The organism is Bounagaea algeriensis (genome assembly GCF_054491375.1).
Genome location: NZ_CM137102.1, coordinates 3,546,011 through 3,563,405 on the forward strand (window position 1 = coordinate 3,546,011; position 17,395 = coordinate 3,563,405).

Sequence of the window (17,395 nt, forward strand, 5' to 3'; positions counted from 1 at the left end):
CGCCGTCAGCCGCTGCCGAGGACCGACAACCCCGCTTCTGCTCCGCCGCGGCTTTCCACCACTTCGGTGGTGCGCTCCATGGTTTCCTCGAGCCGAGCGGCGCCGGCCGTGCCGACGTCTCCGCCCTCGAGCGCCGCGGGGACGTCGAGCACTTCGAGCGGTGGCTCGTCGGTCTGGTGCAGCGGCAGGTATTCGGCATCGGTGACGCCGAACTCCCCGGTGCTGCCGTCTTCGGTGAACGTGAAGCTGGTCAGCAGTCCCTCGGACTTCGGTCCTTCCGGCTCTGCGTGGTTGGCCATGAGATTGCCCATGCCGTACACCACCCACTCGCCGTCGAAGTTCTCGATCGGCTGCACGACATGAGCGTGATGCCCCAGCAGCAGGTCGATGTCCGGCGAGGCGATCAGCTCCGGGGCCAGCGCGCGTTGCTGTTCGTCGGGCTCGTGCTCGTACTCCTCGCCCCAGTGCGTCGCGGCGACGACCACTTCGGCGCCGTCCGCCCGAGCGGCCGCGGCATCGTCGAGGATCTTCGCCTCGTCGATCTCGTTGCTCCGCCAGGCCTCGCCGTCCGGGCTCGACGCGCCGTTGAACCCGAACGTGTAGGAGAGCAGCGCGACCCGCACCGATCCCGATCCGGCGGGGACGTCGAGCGTGGTCGTCCTGCCGGCTTCCTGCTCGGTCCTGGCCGAGCCGGCGTGCGCGATGCCAGCTGCGTCCAACGTGTCCAGGGTCCGATCCACGCCCTCGGCGCCCTGGTCGAAGGTGTGGTTGGACGCCGTGGTGCAGGCGTCGTAGCCGGTGTCCGCCAGCGCGGTGGCCACCTGCGGCGGTCCGGAGAACCTCGGGTAGCCCTCGTGCGGACCACCTTCGGCTGCCAGCGGCACCTCGAGGTGGCAGACCGCCACGTCGGCGGCTTCGACCACGGGGGCGATGCCCGCCAGCTGCGGGGCGAAGTCCATTTCCCCGCCGGCGCCGGCGTCGCGCTCGGCCTGCTGCCACAGCGGTTCGTGCAACAGCACGTCACCGGTGCCCACCAGGGTGAACTCCCTGGGCTCCCGGGTGGAGCCCGGGCTCGGTGCGGGTGTCGGGCTGGACTGCTGCGGCGCGTCCACCGGCGGGAGCGAGAGCAGACCCCCTCGTCCGCCGGCAGTGCAGCTCGCGGCGGACATCACGACGACGAGGGCCAGGACGGGCGCGGTGCGGCGACTGGCGAACATTTCGGGAACGTACCGCCGCTTCAGCGTGCCGGCGACTCGAAACGGGCGCGACAGCCCCGAAGTGCGCTGCTTTCCGCGGCGCGGAGCACCGCTGGCGGTCGCAGCACGGGTGCGCGCGGTGGGAAGTCCACAGTGGTCTGTCCCGGTGTCGGCGGAAAACCGGGCGTCACTCGACGCCGAGCAGCAGCACCGCGTCCAGGTCCGGTGCGCTGTGGGCGGTGAACTCGACCTCGGGATGCGTCCGGCGCAGATGACCGCCCAGCTCCGCTTGCAGCTGCGGATCGGCGACGAGCGCGCTGAGCAGTTCCCCGCCGGTGGCCAACATCCGGTCGACGAGCTCCCGCGCACCGCCGGCCCGGTCGGCGGCGATGAGGACGACCTCGCCGTCCACCAGGCAGAGCACGTCCCCGGCCCGGCACCGCCCCACCCAGGTCAACGCCTCGGTGTCGGCGATGCGCAGCTCGCCGCGGCGAGTGGCCGCGGCGGCCTCGGCCATGGCGACGTGATCGTCCGCGCGCCGCCGCTGCGGGTCGTGCACGGCCACGGCGGCCAGCCCCTGCACCGGCGAGGCGGCGGGCACGACCACGACCTCCTGCCCTTCGCGTTCGGCCTGGTGCGCCGCGGATTCCGCCGCCGCGGCGATCTCCGCGTCGTTCGGCAGCAGCGCCACGTGGGTCGCCGCGGTCTCCCGGACGGCGGCGCACAGCCGCGCGGCGCTCGTGGACGCGTCGACGGGCACCGTGTGCACTCCTTCGGCGTTGAACAGCCCGCCCACCGAAGGGCTCGGCACACCCGCGAGGACGGCGCTGCCCACGCCGGCGGGCGCTTCGGCCGGGGTCTCGTCGGCGAACCGCGTCACGGAGATGCGCTGCACCCGGCCGGATTCGATGCCGCACTCGACCGCCGCGCCGATGTCATCGCAGTGCACGTGCACCGCCCACGACTCGGCACCGTCCCCGGCCACGGAGACGCAGTCGCCGAGCTCGGCCAGCCGCTGCCGCAGCCGCTCGGCTCGTCCCGGGTCGGTCTCCGAGAGCAGGTACATCACCTCGTACTCGTAACCGCCGGCGAGCTCCCCGTCCCCCGCGTCGGCCCGGCCACCACCGGGCGGTTCTGCGGCCAGCCGCCGACCGTCGCAGACGGTTTCGTGCAGCGCGTCCAGCAGGATCACGAACCCCCGCCCGCCGGCGTCGACCACTCCCGATTCCCGCAGCGCGGAGAGCTGGCCGGGCGTGGCGGCCAACGCGTCGGCCGCGGTCACCGTGGCCGCCCGCGCCACCTCGGCCAGCTCCCCGCCGCGCTCGGCAGCCTCGGCCGCGGCTCGCGCCACCGACAGGAAGGTGCCCGGCGCCGGTTCCGCGACGGCCCGGGCGGCCACCCGCTCGGCCCGCCGCAGCGCGGCGGCGAGCGCCGCCCCGTCCCCGGCGGCGTGCTCCGCGAAGGCCTCGGCGAAGCCGCGCAGCGCCTGGGCGAGCAGCACGCCGGAGTTGCCGCGCGCGCCCGCGACCGCGCCCTTCGCCGCGGCCTCCAGCGCGGCTGCAAGGTCCGCAGCCGTCACCGGAGCCATGGCCCGCCAGCCGGCGCGCGCCGTGTGCAGCAGATTCGTACCAGTGTCCCCGTCGGCGACCGGGTAGACGTTGATCCGGTCGATGGCGGCGCGCTCGTCCGTGAGATGCCCCACGGTCCGCGCCATCCAGCGCCGAGCAGCGGATACGTCCAGCGTCCGCAGCACCGCTCCTCCTCGTCCGTCTCGTGCGCCCGCAGCCTATTACCCCCGGCGGTCCGCACCACCCCTTCCGCACCTCCCGCTCCACCGCCGCGGACCGAGGCCGAGTGCCGCAGCTCGCGCGGTACCACCCCTGCACATCCCGCTGCAGCGGGCGCTACGCTGCGCGCGCAGCACGGTGCGCCGGGAACTCGACCCGTCGCACGGGCCCGCCGCACGGGCGAGGGACCCCGGTGAGCTACACTGACCCGGTCCCGGGCGGCGAAACCCAGGGCGACCGCGTTCCCGTGGGAACCGGACTCGGGGCGCCTAGCCGCCAACGGCGGTACACAGCAAGCGCAGTCACCCCCGGGTGACATGCCCACACGCAAGTGGGAGTCGCTTGCGTGGCTTCATCGCTGTAACCGTCAACGCGAAGAAGGGGTGTCTGACGTGGCTGCCGTCTGCGACGTCTGCAGCAAAGGACCTGGCTTCGGCAACTGGGTCTCGCACTCCCACCGGAAGACGAGGCGCCGGTGGAACCCGAACATTCAGACCGTGCACGCCAAGATCGGTCACTCGCAGCGCAAGCGGATGAACGTGTGCACCTCCTGCCTGAAGGCGGGCAAGGTGGCGCGCGGCTGAAGCCGCATCATCGCGCGCACGAACCCCGGGCCGGGCGAACCGACCCGGGGTTTTCGCGTCAGTCGGGCTGGCCCCGCCAGTGCGGTTCCACCTTCTCCCATTCCGCTTCCCAGGCGCGCAGGCGCCGCCGCGTGACGCACCAGCGCGCCGCGCCGTAACCGGCGGCACCGGTGACCGCGAATCCCACGACGACGAACGCGCCGGTCACCCCGGCGGCTTGGAACGCGTCGCCTTCGGTCATGGGCGGGCTGGTGATCTCACCGGAGCGGTCGACCCAGAGGGGCACTTCGGGGCGCGATGCGGCGCTGGAGGGCACGTCGACGATGGCGAACCGGGCGTCCCCGCCCTCCCCCAGGCGCACGGCCACGGTGTCCGTGCCGCGGTTCTGCGGTGCGCGCGCGACGACCGTCGCCGAGACCTCGTCCTTCTCCCGCTGCTCCGCCCGGACCTGGTCGATGCGCCGGGACAGTTCCAGCTGGCCCACGAGCATCGCGGCGGCGAAGCCGCCGAGGAGGAACACGACCAGCACCGCCACTGCGAGCGGCTCGAACCAGTCCGTGCCGCGCCACAGCGGATTCGCGCGCTCCCGGACCCCGCGGAACAAGCTCCGCAGGCCGAAGGGTGTCCTCCCGGCTGCCATAACGAGCCCTCTCCCCGCAGTGACCAGCACTGACGCTACGGATGGCCCCGTCCGTCTCAATGTACGTCCGTGGCGCGGCCGCGCTCCAGCGCTGACCGGACGCAGCTCCGCTGGTCACTGAACCGGGTGAAAAGGCTCGGTTCACTCCGAGGGCGCGCGGTTTTCGGCGTTCGCGGGGAGCTTCCAGTCCACGGGGTTGGCGCCCTGCTCCTCGAGCAGCTCGTTGGCCCTGCTGAACGGGCGGGAACCGAAGAAACCGCGGTCGGCCGACATGGGACTGGGATGCGGGGATTCGACGCAGGCGACGCCGGGCATGAGCGAGCGCAGTTCGCGCGCGTGCCGCCCCCACAGCAGGGCGACGAGCGGTTCGGAGCGCCCGGCGAGCGCGCGGATGGCCTGGGCGGTCACCTCCTCCCAGCCGCGCCCGCGGTGCGAGCCGGGTTTGTGCGGCTCGACGGTCAGCGCCCTGTTGAGCAGCAGCACGCCGCGCTCGGCCCACGGCGTGAGGTCACCGCTCGACGGCATCGGATGCCCCAGGTCGGAGGTGTACTCGCGGAAGATGTTGACCAGGCTCTTCGGCGGGCGCACGTCCGGCGCCACGGAGAAGCTCAGCCCCACCGCGTGCCCCGGCGTGGGATAGGGGTCCTGGCCGACGACGAGCACCCGCACGTCGTGGAACGGCTGCTGGAAGGCGCGGAGCACGTGCTCCGGAGAGGGCAGGTACGTCCGCCCCGCGGCGACCTCCTCGCGCAGGAACTTGCCCATCTCGGTGATGCGATCGGCCACGGGCTCGAGCGCATCGGCCCAACCGGCCTCGACCTGTTCGTGCAGAGAACGTGCTGCCATGGCTCGCCAGCCTAACCACCGCCGCGGCGGAGCGGCTCGCGGCCCGCACCGAGCCCGTAGGGCCGTTCGCGCTCCGTCCACTGGGGAGTTCCTCCTTCGGACCGCTGTTCCTCCTTCGGACCGCTGGGCGAGCCTGCTAACGCCAGTGCTGCCAGCCGGCTTCCGCTGCGAACTCCGCCCCGTCAACGGTGACCCGGCCGCCTTCGCCCGCCCGGGAGCTCTCGGTGACCTCGCCGAGGACGCGCCACTCGTCGGGCACCGCCGACTCGTCGGGGAACGTGGCCGCGAGCGCCTGGTCCTCACCGCCGGTGAGCACCCAGGTGCGCGCGTCGGTACCGAGCGCCGAGGCGACTTCGCTCAACCGGTGGGGCACGTCGAGCAGTTCGGACCGCACGTCGATGGCCACGTCGGAAGCCGCGGCCACGTGCCCGAGGTCGGCCAGCAGCCCGTCGGAGACGTCCACCATGGACGTGGCGCCGGCCGCTGCGGCGCGTGGACCGGCGTCGTAGGGCGGTTCGGGAACGCGGTGGGCGCCGACGACGGCCAGCGGTGAGCGGAACCCGCGTGCGAGCACGGCGTAACCCGCGGCGGACCAGCCGAGCCGTCCGGCGACGGCGAGCACATCGCCCGCGCGCGCACCGGCGCGGGTGACGGGTTCCCGGCCGCGCATGTCGCCGAGCGCGGTGACGGACACGGTGAGCACGCTGGACGAGACCACGTCCCCGCCGACGACGCCGACGCCGACCTGCCCACCTTCCTCGGCCAGTCCGGCGGAGAGGTCGTCGACGAGGTCGGTCGGCGTCTCCGCGGGGCAGGCGAGGCCGACGAGCAGGCCTGTCGGCACCGCCCCCATCGCGGCGATGTCGGAGAGGTTGACCGCTGCCGCCTTGCGGCCGACCTGGTGGGGTGTGGACCAGTCGAACCGGAAGTGCACACCGTGCACGAGGACGTCGGTGCCGGCGACGACACTGCCGCCGGAGGCCAGCACGGCCGCGTCATCACCGGGGCCGAGCAGCGTAGCCTCCGACTGGGCGCGCCCGGCGGTTACCCGGGAGATCAGGTCGAACTCACCCAGTTCCGCGATCGTCCGCGTGTTTTCCGTCGCATCGGGCCCCAACGGAGACCGTCCTTCCTTGAGTATCAGCTCGAGGCAGTTGGCGCTTCGCTGCCAGTTTCCTACCCGAGTGCAGGGCCGAGCGGAAAGGGCACACCGTGGTACAGGCGTACATCCTCATCCAGACCGAAGTCGGCAAAGCCGCCACCGTCGCCGCGGAGATCGGCGACATGCCCGGCGTCATCACCGCCGAGGACGTCACCGGGCCGTACGACGTCATCGTGCGCGCCGAATCCGAGAACGTCGACCAACTGGGCAAGATGGTGGTCGCGCGCATCCAGGGTGTCAGCGGCATCACCCGCACGCTGACGTGCCCGGTCGTCCACCTCTGAAGGTCCCGACCGGTTGCGCGCCGTTACCCACCGCGCATCCTCCGGGGGGCCGTGCGCGGTGGCAGGCCGGTGATGCTGTAGTGGGCCGGTGAGCAAGCAGACGGTGTCGGGAGTCCCCAAGCCGGCCTTGATCGCGGCGGTCGTGCTGAGCGCGGTGCTGGCCCTGGTCGTGGCCGGCCTGGGGGCCTACGCCCGGTACGCCGAGCACCAGCGCCAGCAGGCCGTCGAGCAGGCCGAGCAGGCGCGGCGCACCGGCCCGCTTGCGTTGCCGCCCGTGCCCGCGCCCGATGCGGGCGGATCCGAGTGCGCCCGGGTGCTCGACGCGCTGCCGGAGGCGCTCGAGGTCGGCGGCCAGCAGGTGCCGCGGCGCGCGATCGCCGACCCCGCTCCGGACGGCGCTGTGGCCTGGGGGGATGCGGAGCACGATCCGATCACCGTGCGCTGCGGCATCCCCGCCCCCGCGGAGCTGCGGCCGACCTCGCCGCTGGTCGAGGTCAACGGGGTGAGCTGGCTGGAGATCGAGCAGGGCGGGCAGACCACGTGGCTCGCCGCGGACCGCCCGGTCTACGTGGCGCTGAACCTGCCCGCCGGTTCGGGCAGCGCTCCGCTGCAGGACCTCTCGCGCATCCTCGGCTCGACCCTGCCCGAGGACGAGATCTTCCAGTAGCTGCCGCGCGCCCTCAGTGGCTGCCGGCGAGTTCGCCGGTGAGCTTGGTGTGCATGGTCGCGCTGTGCTCGTCGAGCCCGACGATCTCCACGGTCTTGCCGTGCGCCTCGTACTTCGCGGTCACCGCGTCCAGCGCGGCGACCGTGGAGGCGTCCCAGATGTGCGCGTCGGTCATGTCGATGATCACGTGGTCCGGGTCCCCGGCGTAGTCGAACTGGTAGACGAGGTCGTTGCTGGAGGCGAAGAACAGCTCGCCGGTGACCGCGTAGACGACCTGCCCGCCCTCGGGATCCGCGGTCGCGCTGACCTCGACGAGGTGGGCGACGCGGCGGGCGAAGAGCACCATGGCCGTGATGCTGCCGACGACCACGCCGATGGCGAGGTTGTGCGTGGTGACGACGACGATCACGGTCACCAGCATGACGGTGGTCTCCCCGAGCGGCATCCGCCGCAGCGTGCGCGGGTGGATGCTGTGCCAGTCGAAGGTGCCGAAAGCCACGAGCACCATCACCGCCACGAGCGCGGCCATCGGGATCTGCGAGACGACCGGCCCCAGCGCCAGGCACAGGACGAGCAGGAAGACCCCGGCCAGGAACGTGGAAAGCCGCGTGCGCGCCCCGCTCTTCACGTTGATCATGGTCTGGCCGATCATCGCGCAGCCACCCATGCCGCCGAAGACGCCGGTGGCGATGTTCGCGATGCCCTGGCCGATGGACTCGCGGGTCTTGTTCGAGTGGGTGTCGGTGAGGTCGTCGACGAGCTTGGCGGTCATCAACGACTCCATGAGCCCCACGAGCGCGAACGCCAGCGCGTAGGGGGCGACGGTCGTCAACGTGTCCGCAGTGAACGGAACATCGGGAATCCCGGGCACCGGCAGCGAACTCGGCAGTTCGCCCTTGTCACCGACCGCGGGAACGGCGATGCCTGCGGCGACGGTGAACGCGGTCAGCGCCACGATGGACACCAGCGGCGCCGGAACGGCCCTGGTCAGCCGCGGAAGCAGCATCATCAGCACGAGCCCGACGCAGAACAGCGGGTACACCTGCCACGGCACGTCGACCAGTTCCGGCACCTGCGCCATGAAGATCATGATGGCCAGCGCGTTGACGAAGCCGACCATGACGCTGCGCGGGATGAACCGCATCAACCGCGCGACACCGACCGCCCCCAGAACCACCTGGATGACCCCGCCGAGGACCACCGCGGCGAGCAGGTGGCCGAGCCCGTGCTCGTGCACGAGCGGGGCCAGCACCAGTGCGACGGCACCGGTGGCGGCGGAGATCATCGCGCTGCGCCCGCCGACGACGGAGATCACCACCGCCATCACGAACGAGGCGAACAGCCCCACGCTCGGATCGACCCCGGCGATGATCGAGAACGAGATCGCCTCCGGAATCAGGGCCAGCGCCACGACCAGCCCCGAGAGGACCTCGGTGCGGGCGGTTTTCGGGGACAACCACGCGGGGCGCACCCCGCGCAGGCGGGACAAGGACACGGTGTTCGACACAACTCAACCTGACGTGCTCGGGCGCCGCCCTCGCGGCGCGATGTGCTCGCCGCGGCGGCGCGCGGCGGAGAAGGCGGACGTGACGGGGACGGGATGCGGGATGTTCCCGTCCGCTCGGGCGGTCACGGGTGACGGCTCAGATCGGCCGGATCACACCCTGCTCGGTACGCATGGACGCTCCTCGGTTCCGCGGTCGAAAGTCCGGGGGCGTCGGTGACCCCAGAGGCCGCAGCGGCGCGCGATGCCACGACGGCCGCAACTCTTCCCTGACGTTAGACAACGCCCGCGGGGCGGCGCACTCCCCCACCCGCCCGATGAGCGCCGGATCACGTCGCGAGCCGCGTCACAGCGGCGCAGGAGGTGCGGCACCCGCGCCGACCGGACCCCCCGGAGCCCCTCAGCAGCGGAGGCCCTCAGCCGCGGTGGATGTGCGCGGGCCGCGTGCCGTGCCGCGCGATCTCCACGTACGCCTTGAGCAGGGCGGCGAACTCCTCACCGGCGCGGAGCCGTTCGCGCAGGTCCGCGCAGGCCTCCTCCGCGCTCCCGGCGTACTCGGCGAGCCGCTCGGCGGGGTCGTCGAGTTCGGGGTCCTCCGGTGCGGGGTCGAGGATGGCGAGCAGCTCGCGCATCTCGCCCAGCTGGAAGCCCAGCGGCTTCATCCGCGTGATCAGCAGCAGCCGCTGCACGTCGGGCTCGGTGTACAAGCGGAACCCGCCCTGGCTGCGCGCGCTGGGCACGGCCAGGCCGACCTCCTCGTAGTAGCGGATCGTGCGCAGGGACAGCTGCGTGCGTTCCGCCACCTCGCCGATCTGCATCCGCTCGTCGGCCACACCGCGTCCTTCCTCTCCCGCTGCGGCACCCCGCCCGCTGCGGCACCCCGCCCGCACCGGCGCCCGGCACCGCTGTGACGCCGTGGTCCGCTCGTGGTCCGCTCGTGGTCCGCTTGCTCGCGTCCGCTCGTCGCACCGAGGTTACCGACCGCACCGGGGCAGCCACGCGGCCGCTGGCCGCGCCGCGGGAAACCCTGACATCGCGATAGGGTTCCGAGCGGGCGCCGCTGCGCCTCCGGCAGCGGTGCGGAGCGGCCGCGTTCCGCGCGCTCGTCCCGCGCGGAACCGCTCGGCGCGGAGTTCCCCGGAACCACCGGGCCCGCTACGCCGACCGATCCGCGGAACCTCCCACCGGGGCGGGATCACCGCAGACCGGTGCCGCGCGCCAGCGCGGTGTCCACCAGGGTGGTCAGCAGCGTGCCGTAGTCCACGCCCATGTGCTCCCACATCCGCGGGTACAGCGAGATCGACGTGAATCCCGGCATGGTGTTGACCTCGTTGAGCACGAGCTCGCCGTCCTCGGTGGCGAAGAAGTCGACCCGGGCCAGACCCTGCCCCTCGAGCGCGCGGAAGGCGCGCACGGCCGCGTCGCGCACGCGTTCGGCCACGTCGTCCGGAAGCTTCGCGGGGATGTCGAACTCGGTGACGTCGTCGAGGTACTTCGACTCGTAGTCGTACCAGCCGGCCTCGCCGGTCACCCGCAGTTCCGCGGGCATCGAGGCCTCCACCCGGCCGTCCGGGAACTCCAGCACGCCGCACTCGACTTCGCGCCCGCTGCAACCGGATTCGACGATCACCTTGGGATCGTGCCTGCGGGCCTCGGCGATCGCGTCGTCCAGCCCGCCCCAGTCGGTGACCTTGGTGATGCCGACCGAGGAGCCGGCCCGCGCGGGCTTGACGAACAGCGGCAGCGACAGCCGAGCGCGCTGCTCGTCCTCGAGCTCGCGCTGCCCGCGGCGCAGGACGGCGTACTCGCCGACCGGAAGTCCTTCCGCGGCGAGGAGTTTCTTGGTGTACTCCTTGTCCATCGACACGGCGCTGGAGAGCACCCCCGCGCCGACGTAGGGCACCGCGGCCATCTCCAGCAGCCCCTGCACGGTGCCGTCCTCACCGAAGGCGCCGTGCAGCACGGGCAGCACCACATCCACATCGGACAACGAAGTCCCGGCGCGGGCGGAGTCGAGGTGCACGAGTTCGCGACGCGTCGGATCCGCGGGGAGCACGAGCGCCGCGTCACCGGTCACGCTGGGTTCCTGCCGGTCGCGCAGGGCCAGCTGCTCGGGATCGTCGGTGCCGCGGACCCAGCCGCCCTCCGGCGTGATCCCCACGGGGAGGATCTCGAAGCGTTCCCGGTCCAGGTGCGCCAGCACGCTCCCGGCCGACAGGCAGGAAATGCCGTGCTCGCTGCTGCGTCCACCGAAAACGACCGCCACCCGGGTCTTGCGCTGTGCCATGCGCCGGAGGATACCGCCCGTTGCGGGCCCGCGCGGACGGGACGTGCACCTGCCGCAGCCCGCGACCAGCAGCTCCCGCTGCACCATCGCGCAGCTGCGTCACCGCACAGCAGCTTCACCGCACAGCCGCGTCAACCTCGACAACGCGCGGTGCAGCTCCGCGCGCGGGCACGCGGCGAAGCCGAGGGCGATGCCGCACCACACCTGCTGTCCCTGGTGGTGCCGCGCCAGGCCGTCGAGCACGAGCCCCGCGGCGCGAGCCCGGTCGAGCACGGCGCGTTCCGCTTCGGCGCTGGACAGCCCGATCACGACGTGCGCCCCGGCCTGGTCACCGAACACCGGCACCCCGGCCTCCTCGAGACCGCGCACCACATCGGTGCGCCGGCGGGACAGCTCCCGACGCAGCCGCCGCAAGTGCCGCGCCAGGTCCCCGGTGCGCGCGAACTCGACCAGCAGCCGCTGCCCCGCCGGCGCGGGACCGATGCCGGTGCGCTCCCGGTGGTCCAGCACCGCCGCGAGCACCGCTGCGGGCGCGACCATCCACCCCACCCCCAGCGTGGGGCTGAGCAGCTTGCTCGTGGTGCCGAGGTGCACGACGACGTCCGGCGCCAGCGAGGCGAGCACCGGCAGCGGCGACACGTCGTAGCGCAGCTCGCCGTCGTAGTCGTCCTCGACGATCAACCAGCCTTCGGTGCGGGCCCGCTCCACCAGCGCGATCCGCCGCTCCGCGGGCAGCCGCCCCCCGAGCGGGTACTGGTGCGCGGGCGAGCAGTACACCGCCCGCACCCCGGAGGGGATGTCGTCGACCACCACCCCGGCGCGGTCGACCGGTGCGGGGACGACGCGCACGCCGGCGTCGCGGAAGGCCGCCACCGCGCGCTGGTAGCCGGGTTCTTCGACGGCGACCACGTCGCCGGGGCGCAACGCGACGGCGGCGAGCTCGGACACCGCTGCGGTGGTGCCACCGGTCGCGAGCACGTTCTCGACCGGATCGGCGGAGGCGGTCACCGCCAGTCCCCGGTGCCGCAGCAGGTGTTCGACCACGGCGGCGCGGTACTCCGGCAGCCCGGCACGGCAGGTGCGCCAGTCCGGCGGGTGGTCGGCGGCGGCTCGCCACGCCCGGCGCCACGCCGCCGTGTCGATGCCTTCGGCCCACGGCGCGCCCGGCACGAGCGGCGTTTCCTGCTCGGGACCCGTTCCCGGCGGCGACGCGGTGGCCGCTGCCAGCCGGGATTCCGCGGCCGGCGGGCTGGTGGTGACGTAGGTGCCGGAGCCGCGCACGCCGCTGATCCACCCCTCGGCGTGCAGCTGCTCGTAGGCCGCGGCGGTGACCGTGCGGCTGACTCCCAGCTGCCGGGCGAGCACGCGCGTCGACGGCAGCCGGTCGCCGCCCCGCAGGCGGCCGTCCGCGGCCGCCTGCCGCAGCGCCTCGGCGATCTGCGCGGGCAACGGGCGCGCGCTGTCCCGCGACAGCGCGATCGCCGGCTCCACGGCGGGCGCGTTCAACGGTCCTGCCCGCGGGAGTCCTGCCCGCGGGGGTTCTCCCCGCAGCACCGCCGGTGCACGCGGCACCGGCGGTGCGGGCCCGTGCGAGCCGCGGCTGCCCGGATCACGGCTGTGCGGGTAACGGCTGTGCGGATCACGGCGGGCCTACCGCCCCATGCGGCGTTCCGGGCTGTAGACGTGGATCGTCACGACCGGGTCCGCGCCGTCGTTGCGCATCTGGTGCACGTAGTCCGGGCCGAACACCCGGGACTGGCCCGGTCCGAGCACGTGCACCGCTTCGGCCCCGGAGCGCAGCACGCTCTCGGTGATCGTGCCGTTGACGACGGTGAACGCTCCGGTGGCGCCGCCGTGGTGGTGCGGTTCGGCACCCTGGCCGGGCAGCCAGCTGAGCAGCCAGACCTCGTAGTCCTCGGTGAGGAGGAAACGCCTCGCCCAGCGCTGCTCCGGGTCGTAGCGCAGCAGGTGGGCCCAGCGCGTGCGATCGGCGGCCAGCTCCCGGGCCAGGCGCACCGGGTGCGCGGCGGACGAGCGGGAAGTGTTCCGCACCGGGCCAGCAGCCAGGTCCGAGGCCTCGGCAGTCGGGTCCGAGGTCGCAGCCGGCAGGGTCGATACGTCAGCAGGTGGAGTCACGGTGTTTTCAGGAACGGCGAACAAGGGAAAGCATCCTTCGCGAACACGGGCGCGCGGCGGCAAGGCGCACGCGCAGCGGCCGGGGAACGGAACCGATCAGCGCGAAGGGCACGGACACAGCGCGCTGGCGACACGCCGCAGACGGATATGACCGCGCAGGCTGAGATCCCCGCGCAGGTCGATACCACCGCGTCGAGCTGTCCAAGCACGCTGCAACACGCCACGTACGAAACCAGCCCCGCAGCGACCCGTCAAGCCAGAGATGCGCCGGTCACACCGCCGTGTGCAGCGGCGTGCGTCACTCCAGCGCCGCCAGCACGTCCGCGACGAGGTCGGCCGGATCCTCGCATCCGGCGGAGAAGCGGACGAAACCCTCCGCGACCGGATCGCCCCACCGCGCCCGCCGGTCCACCGTGCTGTGCACTCCGCCGAAACTGGTCGCCGCGAGGAGCAGTCGGCTGCGCTGCACGAGACGCTCCACGGCCGCGGCATCGGCCAGCCGGAAGCGGAACACCCCGCCCCAGCGCCGCATCTGCCGCGCGGCCACCTCGTGCGAGGGGTCCGCCGGCAACCCCGGCCAACGCACTTCCGACACCGCCGGATGCCCCGCGAGAGCGTCCACCAGAGCTGCCGCGTTCTCCGCCTGGCGCGCCAACCGCAGGTCGAGGGTGCTCATGCTGCGGTGCACCAACCACGTCTCGAACGGGCCGGGGATCGCGCCGGAGAGGGTGCGGGCGCGCACCAGGCGCTGCGCCAGCTCCTCGTCCCGCGTGGACACGTGCCCGAGCAGCACGTCGCTGTGCCCGGCGAGCGCCTTCGCGTCACTGGCCAGCGCCACGTCCGCACCCAGTTCCAACGGGCGCTGCCCCAGCGGGGTCGCGGTGGTGTTGTCCACCGCGACGAGGGCACCGGCCGCGTGCGCGGCCTCGGCCACCGCGGCGATGTCGCAGACGTCCCCGCCCGGGTTGGACGGGGTTTCCAACAGCACCAGCTTCGCCCCTGCGACGGTCTCCGGCGTCCACGGCCCGGGGGTCGGCACCTCCCGCACGTCGAGCCGCAGCGAGGCGAGCTCGGTGCGGACGAACTCGCGCGTGGCGTAGTAGCCGTCATCGGGCAGCACCAGCGCGTCACCGGGTTCCAGCACGCTGCGCAGCAGCGTGCTCACGGCGGCCATCCCGGACGGCAGCAGCACGCAGCGCCCGCCGTCGAGGTCGCCGATCGCGGTCTCCAGCGCGCGCCAGGTGGGATTGCCCGCGCGGCCGTAGAAGTCCTCGCCCCCGCCGGGCTCGCCGAGGTGGTACGGCGCGGCGAACACGGGCCCGGGGAACAGCGGCGTGCCGGCTTCCGGCGCGGGGTGCCCACCGTGCACGCAGCGCGTGCCGTCGCCGAGTTCCTCCCGCCCCGTCGGGCTCATCGCGACGCTCCCGCCCTTCCGCGCCCGGAGCCCGCGTGCGACTTCTCCGGTTTGGGCTCGCGGCCGAGCAGTTCCGCGGCCGCGGGTCCCGGCTCGAGCCCTTCGTGGCAGACGCGGTGCACCACGTCGGCGAGGGGCATTTCGATGCCGTGCCGTTCGGCGAGCGCGCGGATCGACGTGCAGGACTTCACCCCCTCGGCGACCTGCCCGTGCGCGGCGTCCTGCGCGGCGGCGAGGCTCTCCCCGCGGCCCAGGCGTTCACCGAACGTGCGGTTCCGCGACAGCGAGGAGGCGCACGTGGCCACGAGATCGCCCAACCCGGCCAGTCCGGAGAACGTCAGCGGATCAGCCCCCAGGGCCGCGCCGAGCCGCGCGGTTTCGGCGAGCCCGCGGGTGATGAGCGAGGCCGTGGTGTTCTGCCCGTAGCCCAGCCCGGCGGCGATGCCGCACGCCAGCGCGCTGACGTTCTTGCACGCGCCGGCGATTTCGATGCCCACCAGGTCGGTGTCGGTGTACGGGCGGAAGTAGCCGGTCGAGCACGCGCGCTGCAGCCGCACGGCCCGCTCGTGCTCGGCGCAGGCCACGACGGTGGCGGTGGGCTGCTCCTCGGCGATCTCCCGCGCCAGGTTGGGCCCGGAGACCACGGCCACACGGGTGCTGGGCACATCGGCCACCTCGGCGATGACCTCGCTCATCCGCTGGTGCGTGCTCAGCTCCACCCCTTTGGCGAGGCTGACGAGGGTGGCCTCCTCGGGCAGCAGCGGCTGCCAGCCGGCGAGGTTCTCCCGCAGGCTCTGGCTCGGCACGGCCAGCACCACCGCTTCGGCACCGTGCAGGGCCGCGGCGGCGTCCTCAGTGGCGCGCAGCCGCTCCGGCAGCGCGATCTCCGGCAGGTAGGCCGTGTTCCGGTGGTTGTCGTTGACGTCCCGGGCGACCTCGGTGCGCCGCGCCCACAGCAGCACGTCGTTGCCCGCGTCGGCGAGAACCTTGGCGAAGGTGGTGCCCCAGGATCCCGCACCGAGCACGGCGATGTGCGGAGTTCGTTCAGGCCGCACCGTCATCGCCCCGCTTCTGCTCCGCACCACCGGACCGGTCGCGCGGGCCCTTGCGCGCCGGGCTGTAGTACTCCTCCGGCGGCTGCTCGCCGCGCAGGCCGCCCAGCAACGCGCGCACCCGGCCCATCACGAGCAGGGTCACCGCTTGGATCGTGCGCGCGTCCGGTGTGCCTTCCCGGTGCTCGGACAGATCCACGGGTTCGCCGAAGTGGTAGGTGACCTGTTTGCGCGGGAACGGGCGGAAGCGCTTGTTGTAGTGGTCGTAGATGTCCCGCGTGCCCCACCGTGCGACCGGGATCACCGGCACGTCGTGGTGCAGCGCCAGCCGCGCGAGCCCGCTCTTCGGCCGCATCGGCCACCCGTCCGGGTCCTTGGTGATGGTGCCGTCGGGGTAGATGAGCACGATCTTGCCGTCGCGCAGCGCCTCGTGCGCAGCTTCGAGGCTCTTCTCCACGTCGCTCGTGCCGCGCGGGACCGGGATCTGCTCCGCGCCGGTGAGCACCGAGCTCACGAACTTCTTCTGCCACAGGTCGGCCTTGGCGAGGAAGCGCGGGAGGCGCGCAGCGCGGTGCACGGTCACCGCGTCGTAGACCGGGTCGAGGTGCGACACGTGGTTGAGCACCAGCAGCGCGGGACCCTGCGCGGGAACGTTGCGCATCCCCCACGAGCGGGTGCGCGAGAGCGCGGCGGTCAGGGTGTAGAACACCGCGCGGCACAGGCCGATCCACAACTTGCCCGCACCCCGCGCTGCCTCGCGGGTGCGGCGACGTTCACGCCGAAGACTCCTGCTCGGTTCCGCCACGACAGCTCCTTCGCACACCTCGCCCACCTCGGGCGGCTTCGCGGTCCACGTCAACTTACCCGCCGCCGCCCGAGGTGCACCGTCCCGGTTCCGGCCGGGGCGGCACAATGGGAGCGTCGGGCGCTCCCCGCGCCCGCCGGTGACCCGCCGCACGACGGCCGTTGCGCACAGCCCGAGGAACCGGGAGGGCTCGGTGACCGTTCCCCCGTCGAGCAAGCACGAGACGCGCTGCGCGGGCGGCGTGCCCAGCGTTCCCGACGTGCCCAGCGTTGCCGGGGTGCATTTCGCGGTGCCGGTCAAACCGCTCGGTCTGGGGAAAACACGGCTGCACGGCGCCGCGGACGCGGGCGCGGGGCATCGCGCGGCGCACAGCGCGCTGGTCGCGGCGTTGGTGTTGGACACCGTGCTCGCCGCGCGCTCGGCGAGCGGTGTGGCGGATGTGACGGTCGTTACTTCGGATCCGGCGCTACGGGCGCTGTTTCGCGAGCACGGGGTGCGAACGTGCCCGGATGCGCCGGAGGAGGGGCTGAACGCGGCGTTGCGGCACGGCGCGGAGCAGGCGCTGCGGCACGGTGCGCATCGCGTGGGCGCGCTGCAAGCCGATCTTCCGGCGCTGCGCCCGGCGGAACTCGACGCCGCGCTGCGCGCCGCCGGCGGTGCTCGCGCGTTCTGCCCGGACCGGCACGGAACGGGCACGACCATGCTGGTGGCGGCCCGCGGCGAGCCGCTGGCACCGCACTTCGGCCCGTCCTCGGCCGCAGCGCACGCGCGCTCCGGCGCGAAAACCCTCACCGGGTCGTGGTCCTCGCTGCGGTGCGACGTGGACACGGTCGCCGACCTCGAACACGCGGCACGACTCGGCCTCGGCGAGCACACGCGGCGGGCGCTGGTCACCGCAGTGCAGGACACCGCAGCACCGGAGAACGCAGCACCGGAAGGTGCCGCCCCGGACGGCACTGCGCCCGGCCCACCCGGGTGAACCGCGTGCCACAACGCACCGGGTTCGCCAGAAAACCGCTGCTCCCGGACAA

General features: G+C 73.2%; 17 protein-coding genes. 4 read left to right on the forward strand and 13 right to left on the reverse strand.

Features of this window, described 5'->3' with window-relative positions; genetic code table 11:
- Positions 1 to 5 precede the first annotated feature (5 nt).
- Together ACVGV2_RS16150 and ACVGV2_RS16155 are read right to left on the reverse strand one after the other, a co-directional pair.
- Positions 6 to 1,217, reverse strand: a complete 1,212-nt coding sequence (locus ACVGV2_RS16150; protein ID WP_459163197.1) for a CapA family protein — start codon at positions 1,215 to 1,217, stop codon at positions 6 to 8.
- Positions 1,218 to 1,383: 166 nt separating this feature from the next.
- Positions 1,384 to 2,949: a DAK2 domain-containing protein gene (locus tag ACVGV2_RS16155; protein ID WP_459163198.1), complete on the reverse strand. Its 1,566-nt coding sequence runs from the start codon at positions 2,947 to 2,949 to the stop codon at positions 1,384 to 1,386.
- Positions 2,950 to 3,375: 426 nt separating this feature from the next.
- Between ACVGV2_RS16155 and rpmB the strand changes: the two genes are divergently transcribed.
- Positions 3,376 to 3,567, forward strand: a complete 192-nt coding sequence (gene rpmB, locus ACVGV2_RS16160; protein WP_459163199.1) for a 50S ribosomal protein L28 — start codon at positions 3,376 to 3,378, stop codon at positions 3,565 to 3,567.
- 58 nt (positions 3,568 to 3,625) lie between these two features.
- On the opposite strand, the gene ACVGV2_RS16165 is transcribed toward rpmB, so the two are convergent.
- The 3 genes from ACVGV2_RS16165 to ACVGV2_RS16175 form a co-directional block, all read right to left on the reverse strand.
- Positions 3,626 to 4,207, reverse strand: a complete 582-nt coding sequence (locus ACVGV2_RS16165; RefSeq protein WP_459163200.1) for an Rv1733c family protein — start codon at positions 4,205 to 4,207, stop codon at positions 3,626 to 3,628.
- A gap of 141 nt (positions 4,208 to 4,348) precedes the next feature.
- Positions 4,349 to 5,053 carry a uracil-DNA glycosylase gene (locus tag ACVGV2_RS16170; protein ID WP_459163201.1) on the reverse strand — a complete coding sequence of 235 codons (705 nt, stop codon included), beginning with the start codon at positions 5,051 to 5,053 and terminating at the stop codon, positions 4,349 to 4,351.
- Positions 5,054 to 5,189: 136 nt separating this feature from the next.
- Entirely contained in the window at positions 5,190 to 6,170 is a 981-nt protein-coding gene (locus ACVGV2_RS16175; RefSeq protein ID WP_459163202.1) for a thiamine-phosphate kinase, read from the reverse strand.
- 95 nt (positions 6,171 to 6,265) lie between these two features.
- Between ACVGV2_RS16175 and ACVGV2_RS16180 the strand changes: the two genes are divergently transcribed.
- Both ACVGV2_RS16180 and ACVGV2_RS16185 read left to right on the forward strand, forming a co-directional pair.
- Positions 6,266 to 6,499, forward strand: coding sequence for an Lrp/AsnC ligand binding domain-containing protein (locus tag ACVGV2_RS16180; protein ID WP_459163203.1), 234 nt, complete (start codon positions 6,266 to 6,268; stop codon positions 6,497 to 6,499).
- A gap of 88 nt (positions 6,500 to 6,587) precedes the next feature.
- On the forward strand, positions 6,588 to 7,166 hold the full coding sequence (locus ACVGV2_RS16185; RefSeq protein ID WP_459163204.1) for a DUF3515 domain-containing protein: 579 nt from the start codon (positions 6,588 to 6,590) through the stop codon (positions 7,164 to 7,166).
- Positions 7,167 to 7,179: 13 nt separating this feature from the next.
- Here ACVGV2_RS16185 and ACVGV2_RS16190 read toward each other — a convergent pair whose 3' ends face one another.
- From ACVGV2_RS16190 to ACVGV2_RS16225, 8 genes are all read right to left on the reverse strand, one after another.
- Positions 7,180 to 8,661 carry a SulP family inorganic anion transporter gene (locus ACVGV2_RS16190; RefSeq protein WP_459166021.1) on the reverse strand — a complete coding sequence of 494 codons (1,482 nt, stop codon included), beginning with the start codon at positions 8,659 to 8,661 and terminating at the stop codon, positions 7,180 to 7,182.
- A 425-nt stretch (positions 8,662 to 9,086) separates the two neighbouring features.
- The gene (locus tag ACVGV2_RS16195; RefSeq protein ID WP_459166022.1) at positions 9,087 to 9,488 is read right to left on the reverse strand and encodes a MerR family transcriptional regulator; all 402 of its coding nucleotides are present in this window, start codon (positions 9,486 to 9,488) and stop codon (positions 9,087 to 9,089) included.
- A 377-nt stretch (positions 9,489 to 9,865) separates the two neighbouring features.
- On the reverse strand, positions 9,866 to 10,957 hold the full coding sequence (locus ACVGV2_RS16200) for a D-alanine--D-alanine ligase family protein (RefSeq protein WP_459163205.1): 1,092 nt from the start codon (positions 10,955 to 10,957) through the stop codon (positions 9,866 to 9,868).
- A 99-nt stretch (positions 10,958 to 11,056) separates the two neighbouring features.
- Complete coding sequence (pdxR, locus tag ACVGV2_RS16205; RefSeq protein ID WP_459163206.1) at positions 11,057 to 12,463, reverse strand: MocR-like pyridoxine biosynthesis transcription factor PdxR; 1,407 nt, start codon at positions 12,461 to 12,463, stop codon at positions 11,057 to 11,059.
- Positions 12,464 to 12,607: 144 nt separating this feature from the next.
- Complete coding sequence (locus ACVGV2_RS16210) at positions 12,608 to 13,009, reverse strand: cysteine dioxygenase (protein WP_459163207.1); 402 nt, start codon at positions 13,007 to 13,009, stop codon at positions 12,608 to 12,610.
- Between the two features lie 382 nt (positions 13,010 to 13,391).
- On the reverse strand, positions 13,392 to 14,507 hold the full coding sequence (locus tag ACVGV2_RS16215; RefSeq protein WP_459163208.1) for a cystathionine gamma-lyase: 1,116 nt from the start codon (positions 14,505 to 14,507) through the stop codon (positions 13,392 to 13,394).
- Complete coding sequence (locus tag ACVGV2_RS16220; RefSeq protein WP_459163209.1) at positions 14,504 to 15,568, reverse strand: NAD(P)H-dependent glycerol-3-phosphate dehydrogenase; 1,065 nt, start codon at positions 15,566 to 15,568, stop codon at positions 14,504 to 14,506. Before ACVGV2_RS16220 ends, ACVGV2_RS16215 begins: the two co-directional genes overlap by 4 nt.
- Positions 15,552 to 16,364, reverse strand: a complete 813-nt coding sequence (locus ACVGV2_RS16225; protein WP_459163210.1) for a lysophospholipid acyltransferase family protein — start codon at positions 16,362 to 16,364, stop codon at positions 15,552 to 15,554. The genes ACVGV2_RS16220 and ACVGV2_RS16225 overlap by 17 nt, the downstream gene beginning before the upstream one ends.
- 277 nt (positions 16,365 to 16,641) lie before the next feature.
- On the opposite strand from ACVGV2_RS16225, the gene cofC reads away from it, so the two are divergent.
- Complete coding sequence (gene cofC / locus ACVGV2_RS16230) at positions 16,642 to 17,343, forward strand: 2-phospho-L-lactate guanylyltransferase (RefSeq protein WP_459166023.1); 702 nt, start codon at positions 16,642 to 16,644, stop codon at positions 17,341 to 17,343.
- The last annotated feature ends 52 nt before the right edge of the window (positions 17,344 to 17,395 follow it).

Excerpts from the sequence above, each read along its gene's own strand:
- ACVGV2_RS16150 (WP_459163197.1), bottom strand. The coding sequence starts at position 1,217 with ATGTTCGCCAGTCGCCGCACCGCGCCCGTCCTGGCCCTCGTCGTCGTG.
- ACVGV2_RS16165 (WP_459163200.1), bottom strand. The coding sequence starts at position 4,207 with ATGGCAGCCGGGAGGACACCCTTCGGCCTGCGGAGCTTGTTCCGCGGG.
- ACVGV2_RS16170 (WP_459163201.1), bottom strand. The coding sequence starts at position 5,053 with ATGGCAGCACGTTCTCTGCACGAACAGGTCGAGGCCGGTTGGGCCGAT.
- ACVGV2_RS16195 (WP_459166022.1), bottom strand. The coding sequence starts at position 9,488 with ATGCAGATCGGCGAGGTGGCGGAACGCACGCAGCTGTCCCTGCGCACG.
- ACVGV2_RS16200 (WP_459163205.1), bottom strand. The coding sequence starts at position 10,957 with ATGGCACAGCGCAAGACCCGGGTGGCGGTCGTTTTCGGTGGACGCAGC.
- ACVGV2_RS16215 (WP_459163208.1), bottom strand. The coding sequence starts at position 14,507 with ATGAGCCCGACGGGGCGGGAGGAACTCGGCGACGGCACGCGCTGCGTG.
- ACVGV2_RS16220 (WP_459163209.1), bottom strand. The coding sequence starts at position 15,568 with ATGACGGTGCGGCCTGAACGAACTCCGCACATCGCCGTGCTCGGTGCG.